This is a genomic window from Nonomuraea sp. NPDC049625, from assembly GCF_040675285.1.
In the GTDB taxonomy this organism is placed as follows: Bacteria; Actinomycetota; Actinomycetes; order Streptosporangiales; family Streptosporangiaceae; genus Nonomuraea; species Nonomuraea angiospora_A.
In genome coordinates this window covers 708,608-728,827 of the sequence record NZ_JBFAOQ010000001.1, presented here as the reverse complement: position 1 = coordinate 728,827, position 20,220 = coordinate 708,608, and the positions used below count along the sequence as shown (strand labels likewise).

Below are 20,220 nucleotides of genomic sequence, written 5' to 3'. Positions count from 1 at the left end.
CGTTGGGGGATCGAAAGGGGGCTGGCCCCCTTGGGAAGCGCTGCCCGGAGCCGATTCGCGCGAAGCGCCCCGCAACGCGGAGGTCCATGCGGTCCCCAGGGTCTAAGGCGCAACCACGTTGGGGGTGTCGGTCAAGGGTGGGAGGAGGGTCCACAGGCGGGATGGGGCCAGGGGCTGGGTGGTGAGGAGGAGGCCGGTTTTCAGGTGGTCCTCGATCACTCTCGCGCCGTAGACCTCCCCCGCGACCGGCGTGACCGCCAGCGCGTAGTCCCCCTTCGGTCTCAGTTTGACGTTCTTCGTGCGGCCCGCCGGTATCGACACCTCGAACGGCTCCTCCGGCCGGCCCTTCTCGGGTATCACCTGGATCCGTACCTTGCCGGGGACGCCGACGGCCGTGAGGATCAGCTTCGAGCCCGGGCCGTTGCGGGCCACCGTGCTGCCCAGGTCCAGCGCGGGGGTGCCGGCGGTGAAGGCGACGTCCGAGCGTCCTCCCGTGCCCGTGATGACGAGGCCGGCCACGATCGGGGTGGGTGAGGTGAGGACCAGGGCCGCCGAGGAGCCGCCCACGCCCGTGGTGACGTCCAGGGAGACCACGCTGCCGGCGGGCACGTCCAACGACTCGCGGCCCTTCATGGCGTACTCGGCGTCCTCGCTCACCGCCTCGATCCGCACCTGGGCGTCGTTCTCGCCGGGGGCGGCGACCAGGAGTTCGCGGCGGCCGCCGCCACCGGGGAGGCCGGGTACGACGACGCGGGTGGCGGGCGGGGCGGCCGAGGGGAGCCAGTCGACGCCGCCGGTTTCGAGGGCGGTCCTGGCGGCGACGGCGAGGCGGCCGAAGGCGGTGGTGACGCTCACGGCCATGATGTCCGCCGACGGGGCGATGGTCTTGAGGTCGATCTCGCGGTGTTCGCCGGGCGCGATCTCCAGGCCGATGCCCTTGTCGCCCGAGATGGGGCCTTCCGCCGCGTAGACCTGTACGTCCGCCAGGGCCGGCGCCTTGTCGGCGTTCGTGAGGTGCAGTCGGACGTCGGCGTTGGCGGGGCCGGGGCCCACGAGCCACGTCGTGGGGGCGGGTTCGGTGCAGCGGACTCCCGCGAGGCCGCGGCCGGCGCCCTGGGTGGCGCGGGTGAGGTAGCCGGCCTCCAGCCCGCCGGGGCCTTTCGTCACGTACGGCTTGGCGTCGCGCATCGGCTCGTGGGTGAGCGTGCCGGGCAGGTAGACGCTGACCCGCTCGCCCTTGGCACCGGGGCACACCGCGGTGACCGACTCGACGGCGACCTTCCTGGGTTGCGGTTGCGGGGCGACCGCCGCCGGAGGGGAGGGCCTGGTGACGTACGCGACGCCGTACAGGGCCGCCAGCGCCACGACGACCAGCGCCGGCAGCCCGAACCGGTTCTCCACGAACGCCTTCACCGCCCACCCGCCACGTTCACGGCCATTCTGGCGGCGACCGCCGGCGGCGCCTCCACGGCCTCGGGGGCGCTTTCGCGCCGCCCCGGCGCCGCCAGCACCGCGATCACCAGCACCAGCACCGCCTGGGTCCACAGCCAGGGCGTGTGCAGGGCGCTGACCGGCTGGGCGGGTACGCGGACGACCGGCTCGGCCAGCCGCCACAGCCCGCCCGCCTCCGACAGGCTCATGCGCGCCAGCGATGGCTGCGAGTCGAGCGTTCTGGCCAGTTCGGCGGAGACGGGCGGCGCCACGGCCAGCATGCCCACGCCGAGCTTGCCCAGCGTGGCCGCGTCGCCGCCGCGCCCGCCGACCAGGCCCTCGACCGCCGCCCCCAGGCGGGTGCGGGCCTCGGACTCGACCGGGAGCTCCGACTCGCCGATCAGCGGGGTACGGCCGTGCAGCACGGTGAACGAGGAGCCCTTGATCACCAGCGTGCGCTCCCCCTGCGTGGTACGGGCGGCGGCCAGCACGGGCAGCACGTCCGGCACGTCGCCCACGAGCGGTCCCCGCACCCCGGTGGCCACCCAGTACCCGGCCGCCAGCAGCGGCGTGCTGAACGCCACCGCCGCCACCGCCATCGCCCCCAGCCGGCGCAGCGCGCCTCCGGCACGGAGTTCGGCCAGGCGGTGGGCGGTCAGGCCCACGAGGACCACCAGCCCGGTCCCCGCGAACGCCAGCGGGACCCCTGGCCAGGCCCGTGCGCCTTCGACGGTGACGCGGCTGACCAGGATCGCCGCCAGCACCCCGTACAGGGTGATGCCCCAGCCGATGGCGACGATCATCCGCTGGCGGCGCATGAGGAGCGCGGCCAGCGCCGTGACCACCAGGCCCCCGGTCACCCAGAACGGCGGCAGCCCCGGCCCTCCCGGGCTGAGCGCCAGCAGCGACTCGGGGGCGAGCGCGGCGTCCACCAGGGCGGGATCGTGCAGCCCCGCATCGAGCAGGATCTTGCCCGGGGACGTCACCAGCCCCGCCAGCCAGGGGAAGAGCAGCACTGGAGGCACCGCCAGCGCGATGGCCATCGAGGTCACCGCGCCGCGGAACGCGACGGCCGCCAGCACCCCCAGCACGGCGAACAGCGGATAGACCAGGGGCGCGAACGCCGTCCCCACGGCCAGCAGCAGCCCGAGCGCCCACGCGGCCCGGCGGGCGCGGCGGCGTTCGCCGGACAGCACCACCGTCCCGAGCGAGGCGTAGACCGGCACCAGCACGAACACCACCGCGGTGCCCAGCCGTCCGGCCGCGATCGCTCCCGTCGCGACGGGCAGCAGCGCGTACGTCCCCGCCGCCCAGGCCCGCGCGGGCACCGCCGGGATGACGTGCCGGGTGGCCAGGTACGCCGTCGCGCCCGCCAGCGGCACCGAGCCGAGCAGCAGCACGGACACGGCCAGCCACGTCTTGCCGAACGCGAGCGTGGACAGGGCCGCGAGCACGGCGACGCACGGGGGCGTCCAGGCGTTCGAGCCGAGCCCGATGTCGTGGAAGCCCTCGGTGTAGAAGGCCCACAGGTCGCCCGCGCCGCCCGTGACCGGGACGAGGGCGCCGCCGCCGAGCCGTTCGCCGCCGAGGAGGGAGCGCTCGGCGACCAGCGCGACCGCGGTCAGCGCGAGCATGAGGACGACGCCGGGGCGGCTGAGGAAGCGTTTGACCGCGCCGGTGTCCGCCGGCACGACCTCGTACTCGTCCTCGGCGGAGGTGGAGGCGGTGGCGTGGTGGTGGCGGCCCGTCGAGTCCACGGGCGCCTCGCCGGCGAGGAAGCTCCGCACCATGTCGATGAGCCGCCGCCAGGCCGCACCCCGAGGGGACATCAACCGCTTTATGCGGATATATCCCTTCTTGCGGGCCTGCCTGTTTCCGGCGGGGCGACGGGCCCGGCGCGCCCGCAGCAGCCGGAACGGATGCAGCAGGATCGACGCCATCGCCGCCAGCTCGTCCAGCGCGTTCGCGGGCTGTTTGCTCACCAGGAACAGCGCCGTGCGGAAGGCCGAGCCGAGCACGTTCCGCAGCAGCGCCCAGAGCATCGCGCCGAACGGCAGGTTCGCCATCACCACGAAGATCGCGTTACGCCTGTCCAGCCTGCGGGGATGGTCGCCGCTGACCGTGATCCTGCGCCGCCTGCGAGCCGCCGCCTCGGCGTGCCAGGCCACGGCGGAGGTCACGTTCAGGACCTTGTGCCCGGCGTTGCGCACCCGCCAGCACAGGTCGAGGTCGTCGCGGAACAGCGGGAAGAACGGGTCCAGCCCGCCGACCCGCTCCCACACGTCGCGCCGGATGAGCATCCCGGCCGTGGACACCGACAGCACGTCCCGCGTCCCGTCGTGCTGCCCCTGGTCGAACTCGCGCGGCTCCAGTCCCGTCTCCCTGCGCCCGGTACGGCCCACGGTGACGCCCACTTCGAGCAGCCGCCGGCGGTCGAGCCAGTCGAGCAGCTTCGGGCCCAGCACGGCGGCCTTCGGATCCTGCGCCGCCGCGGTGAGCAGCGCCTCCAGCGCGCGCCTGTCGGGGGCGCAGTCGTCGTGCAGCAGCCAGATCCACTCGTCGCTTCCGGCGGGTGGCAGCTTGGCGAGGACTTCGGCGACGGACTCGCCGAAGCCGGTGGAGCGCGGCAGGGAGATCAGGTTGCCGCGGCCGAACGTCTGGGCGAGCAGGTCGGCCGAGCCGTCCCTGCTGCCGTTGTCGACGCCGGCCACGCGGTCCGGCCTGCGACTCTGGTTCACCAGAGCACGCAGCGTCTCCCCCAGCCAGCGCGCGCCGTCGTGCGCGACGACGATCACGGTGACATAGGGACGTGACATGGGCGGATGCTCCTGAGGGGGGTAGAGCAGGCGCGCCCACCATATACCTGTGACAGCCGGGACAGCAGATGCGGAAAGGGTCACGCGTTCGACCGCGTGACCCTTCCGCCCATATACCTAAACGGCCTGGCGCTTGATCCGTCTGCGCTCCCGCTCGGACAGCCCTCCCCAGATGCCGAACCGCTCATCGTGCTCGAGTGCGTATTCCAGACACTCTGCACGGACCTCGCACGATCGGCAGACCTTCTTGGCCTCTCTGGTGGAGCCGCCCTTCTCCGGGAAGAACGCCTCCGGATCCGTCTGCGCGCACAACGCGCGCTCCTGCCAGCCGAGTTCTTCAGCGTCAAGCTGATCCTGTGCGATGACCGGATCGGTCACTGCACACCTCCCTGCCGCCCGCCCGCAATGGAGCCCCCCATGGACGCCTTCCTTATTACCCACCCATCGGAAGGCGTAACAACATGGTTGTAATTACACGCGTGTGCTGTAGCTGACGTCAAGCGGCATGCAGCTATCCGGGGAAAGACCAGAGCTCGCCCCGGTGTGCTTGGCATGTGATGTTCACGCCCGGCCGACACCCTTTTGCGCGCGGCGTCGTAAGGCTCGTTCAACCTGTCAGCGGTCCGAACCGTACCAGGGCGGGATAGACACCCGCCCAGGCCCCACCTTCTCTCTAGTCGTTCATTACCGGTCCGTTACCTGCGGGGCTCGTTGGGCGTGTATATGGCCGTAGGGTCGATGGGGTCGTCTCCCGGGCGCGCGCCGTAGGGGGTGGAGTCGAGCCGCATCGTCGCGTCGCCGACAGGCTCCGCCTGGTGGGGCCAGGGCTGCTGCTGTTGGGGCGCCTGGTGGGTGGGCCGGTACTGGCCCTGCTGGGGCTCGTAACCACCCTGCTGGTGGTGCTGCGGGTGACCGAGCGGGTCCTCGTACGACCTGGGCGCCTGGCTGGAGTAGTCGGGCACGCGCAGCTCCGGCTGGGTGCCCCCGGTGGAGTGCTGGGCCGTCGAGTGCTGGCCGGTGGAGTGCTGGTACGTCTCCGCCTGCTGGTAGGCGTCCATGAGCTGCTGGGAGCGCGGGTCCACGGGCGGGTCGGGCTCCTGGTACGCGGACGGGGTGGCGTACTCGCGGCCCGAGTAGCCGGTGAACGGCTGGCCACCCTGCTGGTCGAAGGCGCTCTGGCCGAAGTACGGCTGCTGCGGCTGCTGTTCGGCGGCCGGCGGGTAGGGGACGCTCGGCGCGGTGTCGCCGGCCGGCGTCGGGAAGGCCTGGTCGGCGAACGCGTTGGGCGCGGGCTCCGGGGGCGCGTACGGGTTCGGGCGGTCCGCGGGCGGGGCGTAGGGATTGGGCTGCTGGTCCGCGGGCGGGGCGTACGGGCTGGGCTGGTCGGTCCCGGGCGGCGCGTACGGGTTGGGGCTGGACTGGCCGTAGGCGCTCGGCTGGCTGTCCGCCGGGACGTACGGGGCCGGCTGGTACTCGACGGCCGGCGGGGTGGAGTACTCCTGGGCTGAGGGGACCGAGGGGGCAGTGTCGGCGGGGGCGTAGGCCGACGGGGCGAAGCCCTGCGGGGCGTAGGCCTGGTCCGGCTGGCCCTGGTCCGACGAGCCGAAGCTCGGCGGGGCATAGGACGGGTCAGGCTGGGCCGGTCCGAAGCCCTGGGGAGCGAAGGACTGCTCGGGCGGCTCCACCGGCTGGAAGCTCGGCGAGGAATAGCCCTGGCCGGCCTCCCCAGGTCCGAAACCCTGCGGGGCGAAGGACGGCTCAGGCTGGCCCGACCCGAAACCCTGCGGGGCGTAGGGCTGCCCAGGCTGGTTCGATCCGAAGCCCTGGGGAGCGTTGGGCTGCTCGGGCTGGCCCGACCCGAAACCCTGCGGCGCGTAGGGCTGCTCGGGCTGGCTCTGATCGACCGATCCGAAGCCCTGCGGCGCGTAGGGCTGGTCCGGCTGGCTCTGCTCCGGCGGGCCGAAGCTCGGCGTGGAGTAGGACTGGTCGGGCTGGCTCTGGTCCGAGGGGGCGGCGGGCAGGGCGCCCCTGATCACGTGCAGTTGGGGCTGCGGCTCCGGTTGCGCGGCCTGGGGCTCGGGCTGGCCGCCGAAGCTCGGGGGCTGCTGACCGTACTGGCCCGACGGGGGTTGCTGGCGGTACTGACCGGAAGGGGGCTGCTGCCCGTAGCCGGGCTGCTGGCCGGACGGCGGCTGCTGGGCGAAGCCCGGCTGCGGGCCGTACGCGCCCGAGGGCGGCTGCTGGCCGTAAGGAGCCTGGCCGTAGCCGGGAGCCTGCTCGGGCTGCCCGAAACCGGGGGCCTGCTGCGGCTGCTCAGGCTGCCCGAAGCCTTGCTGGGGCTGCTCGGGCTGGCCGAACTGCTGGGCCTGGTCGGGCTGACCGAAGTGCTGCGGCTGGTCGGGCTGACCGAACTGCTGCTGCTGCCAGGGCGCCTGCTGGCCGAGGTTCGGGTGGTGGTAGACCTGCGCGACGGGCCGCTCCGGCAGGATCTGCGGGATCAGGTACACCAGCGCGACGGCGACCAACGCAACGGAAGGCACGCCAAGGAGCACCAGCTGCATCGTCGGCCAGGCCCCGAGCCCGGAGAACAGGCCGAGGATCAGCGACAGCATGCCGAACACCGTGGCCAGCACCAGCCCGACCGCCGACCCGTACATGATCGGCTTGGCCTTGGGCGACGGTTCGCCGACCTTGGTGACCAGCAGCACGGCTCCGAGCAGCAGCGCGGGCACGACGGGGTTCGCCAGGTCCAGGACGTTCGCGGCCGCCCGCCTGGGCAGGCTGGTCAGGGACGTCGACGAGCCGACCAGGACGTCGCCGACCGCCAGCAGCACGGTCAGCAAGCCGAGGACGAGCATGATCCATGCGCCCGGCTCCTTCAGCCGGGCGACGTCAAATTTGCTCACAAGTACCCCCATCGGACCCTTTAGCCCGAAGGGAGTTTGCCACATGACCGACTCGGGTGGCGGGGGTCCCAGGAACCTCCTGCATCCCAATTCGGCCTACACCTGGCACTTCTCTCATAACAAGTGGGGTAAAACCACACCCGCGACAGGGTTGTCAGGGGCCGATGGAAGACTGGCGGCATGCACATCGTGTCACTCGCGGGCGGCATCGGCGGCGCCCGTTTCCTGCGCGGACTGCGCGCGACCGCGCCGGATGCCACCATCACCGTCATCGGCAACACGGGTGACGACATCACCCTGTTCGGCCTGCGGGTCTGCCCCGACCTCGACACCGTGATGTACACCCTGGGCAACGGCATCGACGAGGAGCAGGGCTGGGGGCGCGCCAAGGAGTCCCACGTCGTCAAGGAGGAGCTGGCCGCGTACGGCGTGGAGCCGCAGTGGTTCGGGCTCGGCGACCGCGACTTCGCCACCCACATCGTGCGCTCGCAGATGCTGGAGGCCGGCTACCCGCTCTCCCAGATCACGCAGGCGTTGTGCGCGCGCTGGCAGCCCGGCGTGCGGCTGCTGCCGATGACCGACGACCGCTGCGAGACCCACGTGGTGATCGAGGACGAAAACGGCAAGCGCGCCATCCACTTCCAGGAGTGGTGGGTGCGGCTGCGCGCCTCGGTCCCGGCGCAGTCGTTCGCGCTGGTGGGGGCCGACACGGCCAAGCCCGCGCCGGGCGTGCTCGACGCGATCGAGCAGGCCGACGTGGTGATCCTGCCACCGTCCAACCCGGTCGTGAGCATCGGCACGATCCTGCAGGTCCCGGGCATCCGCGACGCCCTGCTGCCCAAGACCGTGGTCGGGGTCTCGCCCATCATCGGCGGCGCGCCGGTCAGGGGCATGGCCGACGCCTGCCTGACCGCCATCGGGGTGGAGACGACGGCGCAGGCCGTGCTCGACCTGTACGGCCCGGAGCTGATCGACGGGTGGCTGGTGGCGGAGGAGGACGAAGGGGTCGCGCTCGACGGCGTACGGGTGATCGCCCGGCCGATCCTCATGCACGACGCCGACGCCGCCGCCGACATCGCCCGCACCGCGCTCGACCTGGCCCAGGAGCTCGCCCGATGACCAGCGCCCCCCGGCGTTTCGAGGTGATCGCCGTCGAGGGCATCGGCGAGGTGCGGCCCGGCGACGACATCGCGGAGCTGCTCAAGGACGCCGGCCTGCGGGACGGCGACATCGTGGTCGTCACGTCCAAGATCATCAGCAAGGCCGAGGGCCGCGTCCGCCGGGCGCCCGACCGCACCAAGGCCATCGAGGACGAGACCGAGCGCGTAGTGGCCAGGCGGGGCGACACCGTGATCTCCCAGACCCGCCACGGCTTCGTCATGGCCGCCGCCGGGGTCGACGCCTCCAACACCGAGCCGGGCACCGTGCTCCTCCTCCCCGAAGACTCCGACGCCTCGGCCAGGCGCATCAGGAAGGGCCTGGCCGTGCGGGCGGGCGTGATCGTCTCCGACACGTTCGGCCGCCCGTGGCGCAACGGGCTCACCGACGTGGCCATCGGGGTGGCGGGCATGCGCCCGCTCGACGACTTCCGTGGCACCTCCGACGGCTACGGCAACGAGCTCAACGCCACCGTCACCGCGCTGGCCGACGAGATCGCGGGCGCGGCCGAGCTGGTCAAGGGCAAGCTCGGCGGGGTCCCGGTGGCGATCGTGCGCGGGCTGTCCCACCTGGTCACCGACGACGACGGGCCCGGGGTCAGGCCGCTGGTGCGGCCGGCCGACGACGACCTGTTCCGCTACGGGTCGCGGGATGTCGTGTTCGCCCGCCGTACGACCAGGGAGTTCTCGGACCGGCCGGTCGATCCGGCGAAGGTACGCAGGGCGGTCGCGGCGGGCATCGCCGCGCCGGCGCCGCACCACACGACCCCCTGGCGGTTCGTGCTGGTCGAGTCGCCGGAGACGCGCACCAAGCTGCTCGACGCCATGCGCGACGCCTGGATCGAGGACCTGCGCGGCGACGGGTTCAGCGAGCAGTCGATCGCCAAGCGGATCAGGCGGGGCGACGTGCTGCGCGACGCGCCCTGCCTGATCGTGCCGTGCCTGGTGATGGAGGGCTCCCACACCTACCGCGACGATCGGCGCAACGCGTCGGAGCGGGAGATGTTCGTCGCGGCGACCGGCGCGGGGGTGGAGAACCTCCTCATCCAGCTCGCCGTCGAGGGGCTGGGCTCGGCGTGGGTGTCGTCCACGATGTTCTGCCGCCCGGTCGTCCGCGAGGTGCTCGACCTGCCCGGCTCCTGGGACCCGATGGGCTGTGTGGCCGTCGGCCACGCGGCCGCCCCGCCGCGCGACCGCGCGCCCCGCGACCCGGACGACTTCATCGTCACGCGCTGACCGCGGCCCGAAAGGATAGGTCAGACGGGCATTTACCGTTAGGAAAGTTTCCTTTACATTTGGGGCATCCCCCCATGTGAAGGAGCAACTTCATGAGAAGGACGCTCACGTTAGTCGCCGTGGTGGTGATCGCCGTCGCCACCACGCTGTTCAACACGGCGCCGGCGTTCGCGCACGGCTACGTCAACTCCCCGCCCAGCCGGCAGGCCAACTGCGCCCAGGGCAAGGTCCCCAACTGCGGCAACATCATCTACGAGCCGCAGAGCGTGGAGGGCCCGAAGGGGCTGCGGAGCTGCCACGCCAACCTGTCGCAGTTCGCGCAGCTCAGCGACGAGAGCAAGCCGTGGCCGGTCGCCCAGGTGGGCACCACGGTGACCTTCAACTGGACGTTCACCGCCAGGCACGCCACGCTCAACTACGAGTACTACATCGGCAACACGCGGGTCGCCGTCTTCAACGGCAACGGCCAGCAGCCGCCCGCGACGGTCTCGCACACGGTCAACCTGTCCGGCTACTCGGGCCGGCAGAAGGTCCTGGCGATCTGGAACATCTCCGACACCACCAACGCCTTCTACTCGTGCATCGACCTGCAGATCGGCGGCGGTGGCGGCAACCCGAACCCGACCCCCACCCCGACCGTCACGCCGACCCCCAACCCGACGCCCACGCCCACTCCCACGACGCCGTCGGGCACGTGGAAGGCCGGCACCGCGTACGCGGTCGGCAACACCGTCACCTACAACGGCGTCACGTACCGCTGCATCCAGGCCCACACCGCGCTGGCCGGCTGGGAGCCGCCCAACGTCCCGGCACTCTGGCAGCGCGTCTAGCCAGCCAGAAGGGGGCGTTCCGCCAGGAGCGCCCCCTTTCTCATGGGGTCGGCTTGCAGGTGGGGTGGCAGAGCCGGCGGGCCAGGGCGGCGAGGAAGACGTCGATGATCTCCCCCGGCTCCTGGGCCTCGTGCAGCGAGCCGTTCGTGGCGGCCGTGATCCGCGACAGGCCGTCGTGGTCGACGCCCTTGCCGAACGCGATGATGATGATCTGTACGGGCTTGTCGGGGTTCCACTCGTGGCGCAGCTTGTCGAGGAGCTCCGGCAGCTTCGTGCCCTTGCCGTCGTCCTTGCCGGCCGTGATCACCAGGAGCGCGTTGTTCATCTCCTCGCGGTACTCGCTGGTGACCTTGCGGAAGCCGCCGAGTATCGCGTCGTAGAGCGAGCTGTCCAGGGTGGGATGGGCGGTGATCGTGCCGGTCAGCTCGGCGAGGCGGCTCCTGCGTACCACCTGTCCGGTCTGGGGCTCGTTGATCGGGCCGAGCCCGACCCGCTCCCGGTAGGGCTTGAGGCCGCCCAGCCCCTCGGCGAACTCCCACAGGCCCATGTGCGTCGAGTCCGGGAAGAGCTGCAGCCCGATCTTGGCCGCGTCCAGCGCGATGCTGATCCTGGTGGTGCCGTTCAGCGACTCGGCCATGTGCTTGGAGGTGTCGGCCAGGACGAGGATGTTCGTCGGCGGGGCCAGCCGGCTCCAGGCCCGCAGCGCCTCGTCGATGTCCTGCGACGACACCGACGACCTGGTCTTCGGCGTCTCCGAGGGGATCTGCGGCCCCGGCGAGATCGGGCCCAGGGTGCCGTCGCCCGATCTGAACCCGGCCCGCCGGACGATGTCCTGCGCCTGCGAGCCCTTCAGCCAGTCGGCGAAGACCGTGGACGCCTCGGCCACCGTGGGGTCGGTCGCGGTGACGACGTACGGGTAGTCGAGGTTGATCGTGCCCTCGCGCGGGTGCAGCGCGACGACCGGGTCGGCGGAGGGGCGCTGGTTGTGGTTCCAGACCGACTGCTCGGGGACGATGACGACCGGACGCTGCCAGAACGTGTGGTCGTCGACCGCCGCCAGCATGCTGCGGTAGTCGGGGGCGGAGCCGGCCTGCGCCCACCGTACGAACGCGGTCAGCGCCTTGTCCGCCTCCGGCCCCGTGCCGACGACGTCCCTGGCGGCGGCCACGGTCGCGATGCCCGCCCCGGCCAGCGACGGGTCTGGTACGCGTACGACGTCCGGCTCGTCCGAGTTGGGCGTCAGCCGCCCGCGCACGGTGGCGGGGAAGACCATCCGCCAGTTCATCTCGGTCTTACCCACGGAGAAGCGCTGGGCCAGCGACGAGCGGGTGGCGAACACCAGCGGCGAGGTCGCCACCACGCTCTCACCGGCGGGCAGCGCGCTCGCGCCCTGCTGGCGGGCCAGCCTGATCCAGGCCGACGAGTCCGCGATCCACCCGTCGGGCCGCTCGCGCAGGACGCCCGCGCGGTCGCCGATCAGCGTGCGCAGGACGGTGGCCGGCGACTGCTCGGTCACCTGGACCAGCACGCACCGGCCACCCACGGACGTCTTCGTCTCGTTGAACCGCTCGGCGGCCTCCATGGCCGCCGGGGCAACGTCGACGGCTGCCGCGACGCTGACCAGAACAGGCTCTCGTGTGCTGCACAGCAGGCCGCCACTGCCGAACACCACCACGAGGCCGGCGGCCACGATGGCCACGGCGGTCAGGCCCGCCAGCATGCCGCGCCGTAAAGCCTTCCTGCGTCGCAGCTCAGCGGGCAGCGGAGCGCGGTGCCGACCTAACCGCACGGTGAACCTCTCTCCCAGGGGAGTGATGATTCTTCCAGCGCCTCCCATGGCGGGCGCAAGCCTTGTTAGAACATGTTACAACTACGCCATCGGCAGGACCCTCCGGACGCTCTTGCACACGCCGTCGCTGGCCTCGGACGCCGCGAGCCGTTCGTCCACGGGGACGCCGTACTCGGTGGTGCGCTGCCTGACCGGCCTGCCGGTGACCTCGACCATCTCGCGCAGCTCGCTGATCGTCTTGTACGAGCCGTTCTCCGAGCCCGCCATGCGGCTGATGGTCTCCTCCATGAGGGTGCCGCCGAGGTCGTTCACGCCGCCCTGGAGCACCTGGCGGCACAGGTCGTCGCGGAGCTTCACCCAGGAGCACTGGATGTTCTTGATCGAGCCGTGCAGGAGGATCCTGGCGAGCGCGTGCACGGCCCTGTTCTCTGCCGCCGTGGGGCCCGGGCGGGCGATCCCGGCCAGGTAGATGGGGGCGCTGGTGTGCACGAACGGCAGCAGCACGAACTCGGAGAACCCGCCGGTCCGCTCCTGGAGGCTGCGGATCAGCTTGATGTGCCTGACCCAGTGCAGGTGGTTGTCGACGTGCCCGTACATCATGGTGGACGTGGTCGGGATGCCCACCTTGTGGGCCGTCGTGATGACCTCGACCCACTCCTTCGCGGGCAGCTTCCCCTTGGTCAGCACCCACCTGACGTCGTCGTCCAGGATCTCGGCCGCCGTCCCGGGCAGCGAGTCGACCCCGGCCTCCTTGGCCGCCTCCAGCCACGCCTGGATGGACATGTCGGTGCGGCTGGCCCCGTTGATGACCTCCATCGGGGAGAACGCGTGCACGTGCATCCCGGGCGTCCGCTCCTTGACCGCCCTGGCCAGGTCGAAGTACGCGGTGCCGGGAAGGTCGGGGTGGATGCCGCCCTGCATGCACACCTCGGTCGCACCCGCGTCCCACGCCTCCTGCGCCCGGTCGGCCACCTGGTCCAGGCTCAGGGTGTACGCGTCGGCGTCCGTCCTGCGCTGGGCGAAGGCGCAGAAGCGGCATCCGGTGTAGCACACGTTCGTGAAGTTGATGTTCCTGTTGACGACGTAGGTGACCTCGTCGCCCACGGCCTGCCGGCGGAGGTCGTCGGCGATGGCGGCCAGCTCGTCCAGCGCCTCCCCTTCGGCGGCCAGCAACGCCACGGCCTCGGCGTCACTCAACCCACCCGGATCGGCCGCCGCCCTCCGCAACGCCCGCCGCACCTCCCCAGGCGTCCCACCCCCCGCGGGGGCGCCGGTGAGCGAGGCTCCGTCCGAAGCACCGACCACCGCCACGCCACCCGCCGGCGCGCCCGCCGAAGCGGCGCCTCCGGCCGCAGCGCCGGCAGGTCCCGCGTCGGGGTGCGCGGCGTCAGCGCCCGCACTCCCCGCAACCCGCGCGCCGGGCGCCGGTGCGGCGGGGACCCCGGCGGTGGTGCTCGGCGCAACGCGTGCGGCGAGATCCGACCCCGCACCGTCCGACGGCGCGGTGGACGACGACGTGGCGGACGGGGAGGCTGAGGGGAGGCGGTCGCGGAGGGCGGTCCAGTCGCCGTAGACGTGGTCGAAGTCGTCCCGCCGATCGTGCGTGCGCCCCGCCGTGTCCACCTCCACGTGCAGATCGACCCGTCCCGACGACGCGAACCCGCCGTCCGGCTCCTGCCACGGCAACCCCCGCAGCTCGGCGTCAGGGCGGGCGAGCCCGGTGGCGGGGTCGGCCAGGGCGGCCACGTGGGCGAAGAGCCGGGGGTCCAGCCACGGCTCCCCGGCCACCACGTACTCGGGATAGATCGTGAGCCGCTCCCGGAGCTGGAACCCGGACTCGGCGGTCCGGGTCTCCAGGAGGGAGATCTGCGGCCAGGGCCGCTCGGGGTTCACGTGGTCGGGGGTGAGAGGCGACACCCCGCCCCAGTCGTCGATGCCCGCCCGGATCATCAGCGCGTACTCGGAGTCCACCAGGTTGGGCGGCGCCTGGATGCGGACCCGGGGCCCGAGCACGAGCCGCGCGACCGCGATCGTGGCCGCCAGCTCCTCCAGGGACGCGTCGGGCAGCCCCCGCATCGCGGTGTCGGGCTTGGCGCGGAAGTTCTGGACGATGACCTCCTGGATCCCGCCGTACTCGCGCGCCACCCGCCGGATCGCGAAGATCGACTCGGCCCGGTCCTCGATGGTCTCGCCGATGCCGATCAAGATCCCGGTGGTGAAGGGCACGTTCGTCCGGCCGGCGTCCTCCAGGACGCGCAGGCGTACGGCCGGGTCCTTGTCCGGCGACCCGTAGTGGGCCTCCCCCTTCTCCTCGAACAGCCGCCGCGACGTCGTCTCCAGCATCATCCCCATGGACGGCGCGACGGGCTTGAGCCGCTGCAGGTCACGCCAGGTCAGCACCCCCGGGTTGAGGTGCGGCAGCAACCCGGTCTCCTCCAGCACTCTGATCGCCATGGCCCGCACATAAGAAAGGGTGTCGTCATAGCCGTGCGCGTCGAGCCAGGAGCGCGCCTGGTGCCAGCGGTCCTCAGGCCGGTCTCCCAGCGTGAACAGCGCTTCCTTGCACCCCATGGCCGCCCCCTGCCGGGCGATCTCCAGCACCTCGTCAGGGCTCAGGAACGGCGCGGGCAGCTTGTTCGGCGCGGTCGCGAAGGTGCAGTAACCACAACGGTCCCGGCAGAGCCGGGTCAACGGGATGAACACTTTCTTGCTGTATGTGATGATCCCTTCGCGGCCGACCGCCCGCAGCCCGGCGTCACGTACGCGGGAGGCATGTTCGAGCAGGGCGTCGAGGTGCTCGCCCCTGGCCTGCAGGAGGACGGTCACCTCCGTGACGTCGAGGGCCTTGCCGTCGCGGGCACGTGCGAGGGCCCGGCGGAGTGCGGAATCACTGACGAGACTCATACGGGCACAGTACGACGGCTGAGTTCGCCGCACGCACCCAGGGGCCCGGCGCGTCAGAAGGACCGGTAGTCGCGTACGGACATCCGGGGCCCGCGCGCGGGCGGGCGCAGGCCGGTGAGCCAGACCAGCACCGCGGCGCGGTGCCGATGCCCCTGGTACGGCTCCAGCAGCCGCAACATCCCAGGGTCGTCGGTCTTCTCCCCGGTCAGCGCGTAGCCGACGAGCTTGGCCAGGTGGTAGTCGCCGACGCTCACCGCGTCCGGGTCGCCCAGCGCGCGCTGGCGCACCTCGGCCGAGGTCCACACCCCGATCCCGGGCAGCGCCCGCAGCAGCCGGTCGAGCTCCTCGGTGGTCGCGGCGGCCTCCAGCTTGTCGGCGTGCCAGGCGGCGTTCGCGATCGTCCGGGCGCGGACGGCCTCCGCTCCCGCGCGGTGCCAGTGCCAGCTGGGGATCTGCCGCCACACCACGGTCTCGGGCACGACCCGCATCCCCTCGGGCGCGGGTCCGGGCGCGGGCTCGCCGTACCGGCCGAGCAGCCACCGCCAGGCCCGCCACGCCTCCTGCCCGACCACCTTCTGCTCGAGCACGGCCGGTACGAGGGCCTCCATGACCCGCCCGGTACGCCCGATCCGCAAACCCGGATTTTTCCTGACAACCTCCGCCAAAACATCATGTTTGGCGACAAATCCGGAAGCGTCGTCGAATGCCCCCAACAGCGCCGGCAGCGCCTCCAGCGCCCACTCCGCGCCCGGCCCCCACGCCTGCCCGTGCACGCACCCGGCCTTGACGCTCACCCGCAGCGTGCACGGCCCGTCGGGCGTCCTGGAGGTGCGCCACACGGACCCGTCAGAGCCCTGCCGCCAGGTGGGATCCCCGCCGCCGCGCTTGTGCGGCTGCAACGCCAGCCCCACGTCCAGCGGCCCCTCGGGCACCCACCTGCGCTCTCTCACCCGTCCAGTCTGCCCCCACCTCCCCGCTGCCCGTGACCGGGCCGCAGGAGCGAGGGCAGAGGCTCAGACGTCGCTCGAATAGCGCATCGCGCGCTCGGGCAGCTCCACGCCCGGCCAGATGCGGACGCCGTTCTGCAGCTCGTTGCCCGGCCCCACGATGGCGCCGTCGCCGATCACCGCGTCGCACACCACCGTGCCCGCGCAGACCCGCGCGCCCCGCCCCACCACGGAGTCCGTCACGGAGGCGCCCGCCTCGACGACGCAGTCGTCGGTCAGCACCGAGCCCACCACCGTCGCCCCGGCCTCGACCACGACCCGCGCGCCGACCGCCGTGCCGCCCTGCACCTTGGCCTCAGGCGAGACCTGAGCCCCTTCCAGCGCGAGGAACTCCCCGGTCGGCCCGGGCAGCGCGGGCGAGTCGAGCCGCCCCAGCACCAGGTCGCGCGACCCCCGCACGAAGGCCGCCGGGGTGCCGACGTCGAGCCAGTAGGTGCGGTCGGCGTAGCCCAGCACCAGCTCGCCCGCCTCGATCAGCCCGGGGAACGTCTCCCGCTCCACGGACACGATCTCGTCGCGGGGGATCGAGTCGATCACCGACCGGGTGAACACGTAGCAGCCTGCGTTGATCCGGTTGGTGACCGGGTTGGGCGTCTTCTCCAGGAAGGCCGTCACCCGCCCGGTCTCGTCGGTCGGGACGCACCCGAACCGGGAGGGATCGTCGACTTCTGTCAAATGGAGCGTTACAGCGGCATGTCGTGCCAGGTGGGTGCGTACCTGATCGCCGATGTCGTGGCCGGAGAGGATGTCCCCGTTGAGGATGAGGACCGGGTCGGACGGCCCCGCCGTGAGGGCTTCGGCGGCGTTGCGGATCGCGCCGCCGGTGCCCAGCGGCGTCTCCTCGGTGATGTATTCGAGTGAGAGCCCGAACGCCGACCCGTCACCGAAGGCGGGCTCGAACATCGACGCCTTGTAGGAGGTGGCGAACACGATCCGGCGGACCCCGAAAGATCGCGCACGGGCGAGTTGGTGGGCCAGGAACGGCACTCCGGCGGTCGGCAGCAGCGGTTTCGGCGTGCCCAGTGTCAGCGGACGCAGGCGCGTGCCCTGCCCCCCGACCAGGAGGATCGCCTCGAGGTCTGGCAAAGAGCTCTCCATCACTCCGTGAGGTTACCGAACTATTCGATCGCGCGTTGATAAGAGCTGAGATGCGCCTCGGCCGAGGCGTCCCAGGTGAACTCGCGTGCTCTTGCCAGCCCCGCCTCCCGCAGCTGCCCCCTGCGGGCGGGGGAGCCCAGCAGGTGTCCGAGCGCCACGGCGATGCTGTCGGCGTCGGGCTCAGTGTAGGCCACGGCGTCGCCGCCGACCTCTGGCAGAGACGTGTGATGTGTCGTCAGAACCGGCGCGCCGCAGGCCATGGCCTCCAGCACCGGCAGCCCGAACCCCTCGCCGCGCGACGGGAAGGCCACCACGAGCGCCCCGCCCAGGAACCCCGGCAGGTCGGGCGCGCGCAGGTAGCCGGGCCGGATGACCCTGACGGTGGCCTCCACCTCCCGGCAGGCGGCGTCGACGTCGTCCTCGTGGACCCCGCCGCCGATCACCAGCGCGGGCGGCGCGTCCAGGTGCTTCGCGGCGGCGGCGAAGCCGCGGATGAGGTTGGGAACGTTCTTACGGGGGTCGAGCGCGCCCAGGAACGCCACATAGGGCTGGCCGTGCAGCCCGCAGCGCAGCGCGACCCGGCGGATCTCGTCGTCGCTCGGCGGGTGGAACTGCCCCAGGTCGACTCCGTGGTAGGCGACGTCGATGCGGGTGGGGTCGGCGGCGAGCACGCGGACGAGCTCGTCCCTGGTCGCCTTGGAGGGCACGATCACCCGCCGGGCGTGGCGCACGGCGGTGCGGGTGGCGGAGCGGAAGAACGACGCCCGCGGACTGTGCTGGTCGGGCTCGGTGAACCAGGTGGCGTCGTGGATCGTCACCACGGTCGGCAGGCCCGAACCGAGCGGGATGGAGTAGTAGGGGGCGTGGATCACGTCCGCCCCCGCCTGCCGGGCGAGCAGCGGCAGGCCGGTCTGTTCCCAGGCGAGCCGGGCGGCCCTGTTGGAGATCGCCACGGGCCCCGGGAGGACCAGGGCCGAGGGCGCGAGGCGCCGGTAGCGTTCGGCCTCCGATCGCTGGCAGACCACCGCGAGGTCTGCGCCGGCCCGGTCGAGCGCGGCCACGAGCCCGTCCACATATCTGATCAACGCGCCACGGTCCGCGGGGACCGCCGCCGCGTCGACGAGCACTCGAGGCATTACGTAGATCTTCTCCCCTCAAGATCAACGTGGGACTGGTGTCCCCCTCTGAAGTTCAGCTTATGACCAGCCTCCCCTAAATCGCCGGTCAAATCACACGGAGTTGCGACGCGCTGCGATTCCCGCCATACCGGCGCAGATCAGGTCCCCCAAAATAATGACAATGCGGGACGAAAGAGCCACCGCGATCGCCGCGCCACCGTCCACGTGAGGCGCCAGCACCGCGACCATCGCGACCTCCCGCACGCCCGCGCCCGCCGGGACGACGAAGGTCAGGATGCCCAGGCACCACGACAGCGCGAAGGCCCCGACGGCGAAGAGCAGGCCGCCCTGGGGGGCGACGAAGTAGAGGTGCACGCCGTAGCAGAGCCAGCCGGCCAGCGCCCAGCCGAGGGCGGCGAGCATGCCGCGCCGGGTCAGCGGGCGTTCGAGCGGCTCCCGCTTGAGCTTGCGCAGGGCGTACCCGATCACGGCGTTGATGACCTTGGGCTCCAGCAGGACCAGCAGCAGCGGGATGAACAGCAGCAGCCAGCCGTAGCGGTCCCAGCCGAGCGTGACCAGCGAGACGAGCAGGCCGGTCGCCAGCTGGATGGGCATCATCAGGAAGAACGCCGCCGCGCTGCGCGAGCGCGGCACGCCGAGGTCGCGGCCCATCTCCATCTGGGCGATCACCGGCCAGACGGCGCCGGGGATGTATTTGCCGAGCTGGCCCACGAAGAAGACCTTGGCGGCGGGCCTCAGCGGCAGCGGGGAGCCGAGGTCGGCCAGGAGGGTGCGCCAGGTGAGCATGGCGCCGAGCAGCGCGGCGACCACGGCGACCAGCGACCCGGCCAGCGCGGCCCACGACAGCCTGGCGAACCCGGCCACCACGGTGTCCCACTGCTTGGCCACGGCGTAGGCGCCGAAGCCGAGCGCGACGGCCAGGAAGCCGTACCGGACGAGCCTGCGGACCGGCGAGCGCCGCGGGGCGGCCTCCTCTTTCACTGTCGTCACAGCGGGCGGACCCGCTCGGGCGGCTGCGGCAGCGCCGCGCCCGCGGGCCGCCGCGGCGTCTTGGTGGCCACCCACAGGTACGTGGGCACCAGGGGCAGCAGCAGCCTGAGCACCTCGCGGGGAGTGCGGGCCAGCACGGTCTGCGCGATCCGCCCCAGCGCGCCCGGGAACAGCTCGCCCCCCGCGAACCGGCCCGGCGTGGCCAGCACGGGGAAGGTGTAGTCCCACACGTGGAAGGCCCGCAGCATCCTGCGCAGCCCGCGCCGCGTCCTGAACCGCTCGTAGTAGTGGTCGGCCCGCCCGGACGCCCGCACGTAGCGGTCGGCCAGCGCGGGCGGCAGGTAGGACAGGAACGGCAGCTTGTAGTGGGGCTCCATGACGCCGAGCCGGTTGCCCAGCCCCAGGTAGAGGACCCCGTCGTCGGACAGCACCCGGTGCATCTCGGCCACCACGGAGTCGGGGTCGACCACGTGCTCGTAGATGTGGTTGAAGACCAGCACGTCGATCGACCCGTCGGGGAACGGCAGCGCGGTGCCGTCGCCGCACACGAACGCCACCCGCTCGCCGAACCGGTCGGCGGCCTTGCGCAGCCCCGGCACGTCGATGTCGATGCCCAGCGTGTGCTTCGCCCCGGCCTGCGCGAGCTCGTCGGCGATGAACCCCGCGGAGCAGCCCACGTCGCCCACCGTCAGCCCGCTCAGCGGCCCGCGGAAGTGCTCGAGCACCGCGATGATCTTCGCAGCCTTCCGCCGCCGTTTGCCCTCGTCGAGCATGGCGGACTGGAACTCCGAGTATTCGAGCTGCGCGACTCGTTGCTTACCCACGAGGACCCACAGTACCCAAATGGGCATGGGTACGAAGCCGGTGCGGGCCGCGCCCGCGGTCTCCGGCGCCGCCGTCTGGCCTGCCCGGCGGAG

14 protein-coding genes are annotated in these 20,220 nt (G+C 72.1%); 3 read left to right on the top strand and 11 right to left on the bottom strand.

The features are described 5' to 3' along the window. Positions 1 to 102: 102 nt before the first annotated feature. The 4 genes from AB0J87_RS03575 to AB0J87_RS03560 form a co-directional block, all read right to left on the bottom strand. Positions 103 to 1,413 (bottom strand): DUF5719 family protein, encoded by a 1,311-nt coding sequence (locus AB0J87_RS03575; protein WP_363962463.1) that lies wholly within the window; start codon positions 1,411 to 1,413, stop codon positions 103 to 105. Continuing rightward, positions 1,410 to 4,247: a glycosyltransferase family 2 protein gene (locus AB0J87_RS03570; RefSeq protein ID WP_363962462.1), complete on the bottom strand. Its 2,838-nt coding sequence runs from the start codon at positions 4,245 to 4,247 to the stop codon at positions 1,410 to 1,412. The genes AB0J87_RS03575 and AB0J87_RS03570 overlap by 4 nt, the downstream gene beginning before the upstream one ends. Before the next feature lie 117 nt (positions 4,248 to 4,364). Continuing rightward, positions 4,365 to 4,625, bottom strand: a complete 261-nt coding sequence (locus AB0J87_RS03565) for a WhiB family transcriptional regulator (protein WP_020546325.1) — start codon at positions 4,623 to 4,625, stop codon at positions 4,365 to 4,367. A 317-nt stretch (positions 4,626 to 4,942) separates the two neighbouring features. Further along, a complete protein-coding gene (locus AB0J87_RS03560) occupies positions 4,943 to 7,153 on the bottom strand; it encodes a hypothetical protein (protein ID WP_363962461.1) in 2,211 nt (736 codons plus the stop codon). Positions 7,154 to 7,333: 180 nt separating this feature from the next. Between AB0J87_RS03560 and cofD the strand changes: the two genes are divergently transcribed. The 3 genes from cofD (at position 7,334) to AB0J87_RS03545 (ending at position 10,376) form a co-directional block, all read left to right on the top strand. Continuing rightward, positions 7,334 to 8,272: a 2-phospho-L-lactate transferase gene (gene cofD, locus AB0J87_RS03555; RefSeq protein WP_355190746.1), complete on the top strand. Its 939-nt coding sequence runs from the start codon at positions 7,334 to 7,336 to the stop codon at positions 8,270 to 8,272. Further along, positions 8,269 to 9,546 carry a coenzyme F420-0:L-glutamate ligase gene (locus tag AB0J87_RS03550; RefSeq protein ID WP_363962460.1) on the top strand — a complete coding sequence of 426 codons (1,278 nt, stop codon included), beginning with the start codon at positions 8,269 to 8,271 and terminating at the stop codon, positions 9,544 to 9,546. Before cofD ends, AB0J87_RS03550 begins: the two co-directional genes overlap by 4 nt. Positions 9,547 to 9,638: 92 nt before the next feature. Next, positions 9,639 to 10,376 (top strand): lytic polysaccharide monooxygenase, encoded by a 738-nt coding sequence (locus AB0J87_RS03545; RefSeq protein ID WP_363962459.1) that lies wholly within the window; start codon positions 9,639 to 9,641, stop codon positions 10,374 to 10,376. Between the two features lie 40 nt (positions 10,377 to 10,416). Here the strand turns inward: AB0J87_RS03545 and AB0J87_RS03540 are convergent, their stop codons facing one another. The 7 genes from AB0J87_RS03540 to AB0J87_RS03510 all read right to left on the bottom strand — a co-directional run bounded on the left by AB0J87_RS03540 (position 10,417) and on the right by AB0J87_RS03510 (position 20,127). Further along, on the bottom strand, positions 10,417 to 12,165 hold the full coding sequence (locus AB0J87_RS03540) for a substrate-binding and VWA domain-containing protein (protein ID WP_363962458.1): 1,749 nt from the start codon (positions 12,163 to 12,165) through the stop codon (positions 10,417 to 10,419). Between the two features lie 81 nt (positions 12,166 to 12,246). Continuing rightward, positions 12,247 to 15,069, bottom strand: coding sequence for a bifunctional FO biosynthesis protein CofGH (locus tag AB0J87_RS03535; RefSeq protein WP_363962457.1), 2,823 nt, complete (start codon positions 15,067 to 15,069; stop codon positions 12,247 to 12,249). 53 nt (positions 15,070 to 15,122) lie between these two features. After that, positions 15,123 to 16,019 carry a DNA-3-methyladenine glycosylase 2 family protein gene (locus AB0J87_RS03530; RefSeq protein ID WP_350728375.1) on the bottom strand — a complete coding sequence of 299 codons (897 nt, stop codon included), beginning with the start codon at positions 16,017 to 16,019 and terminating at the stop codon, positions 15,123 to 15,125. Between the two features lie 63 nt (positions 16,020 to 16,082). Continuing rightward, complete coding sequence (locus AB0J87_RS03525; RefSeq protein ID WP_363962456.1) at positions 16,083 to 17,174, bottom strand: NDP-sugar synthase; 1,092 nt, start codon at positions 17,172 to 17,174, stop codon at positions 16,083 to 16,085. Positions 17,175 to 17,194: 20 nt separating this feature from the next. Then, a complete protein-coding gene (locus AB0J87_RS03520; RefSeq protein ID WP_363962455.1) occupies positions 17,195 to 18,310 on the bottom strand; it encodes a glycosyltransferase family 1 protein in 1,116 nt (371 codons plus the stop codon). Between the two features lie 93 nt (positions 18,311 to 18,403). Next, positions 18,404 to 19,303, bottom strand: coding sequence for a lysylphosphatidylglycerol synthase transmembrane domain-containing protein (locus tag AB0J87_RS03515; protein WP_363962454.1), 900 nt, complete (start codon positions 19,301 to 19,303; stop codon positions 18,404 to 18,406). Next, positions 19,300 to 20,127, bottom strand: coding sequence for a class I SAM-dependent methyltransferase (locus AB0J87_RS03510; protein WP_363962453.1), 828 nt, complete (start codon positions 20,125 to 20,127; stop codon positions 19,300 to 19,302). The genes AB0J87_RS03515 and AB0J87_RS03510 overlap by 4 nt, the downstream gene beginning before the upstream one ends. Positions 20,128 to 20,220: the final 93 nt, after the last annotated feature.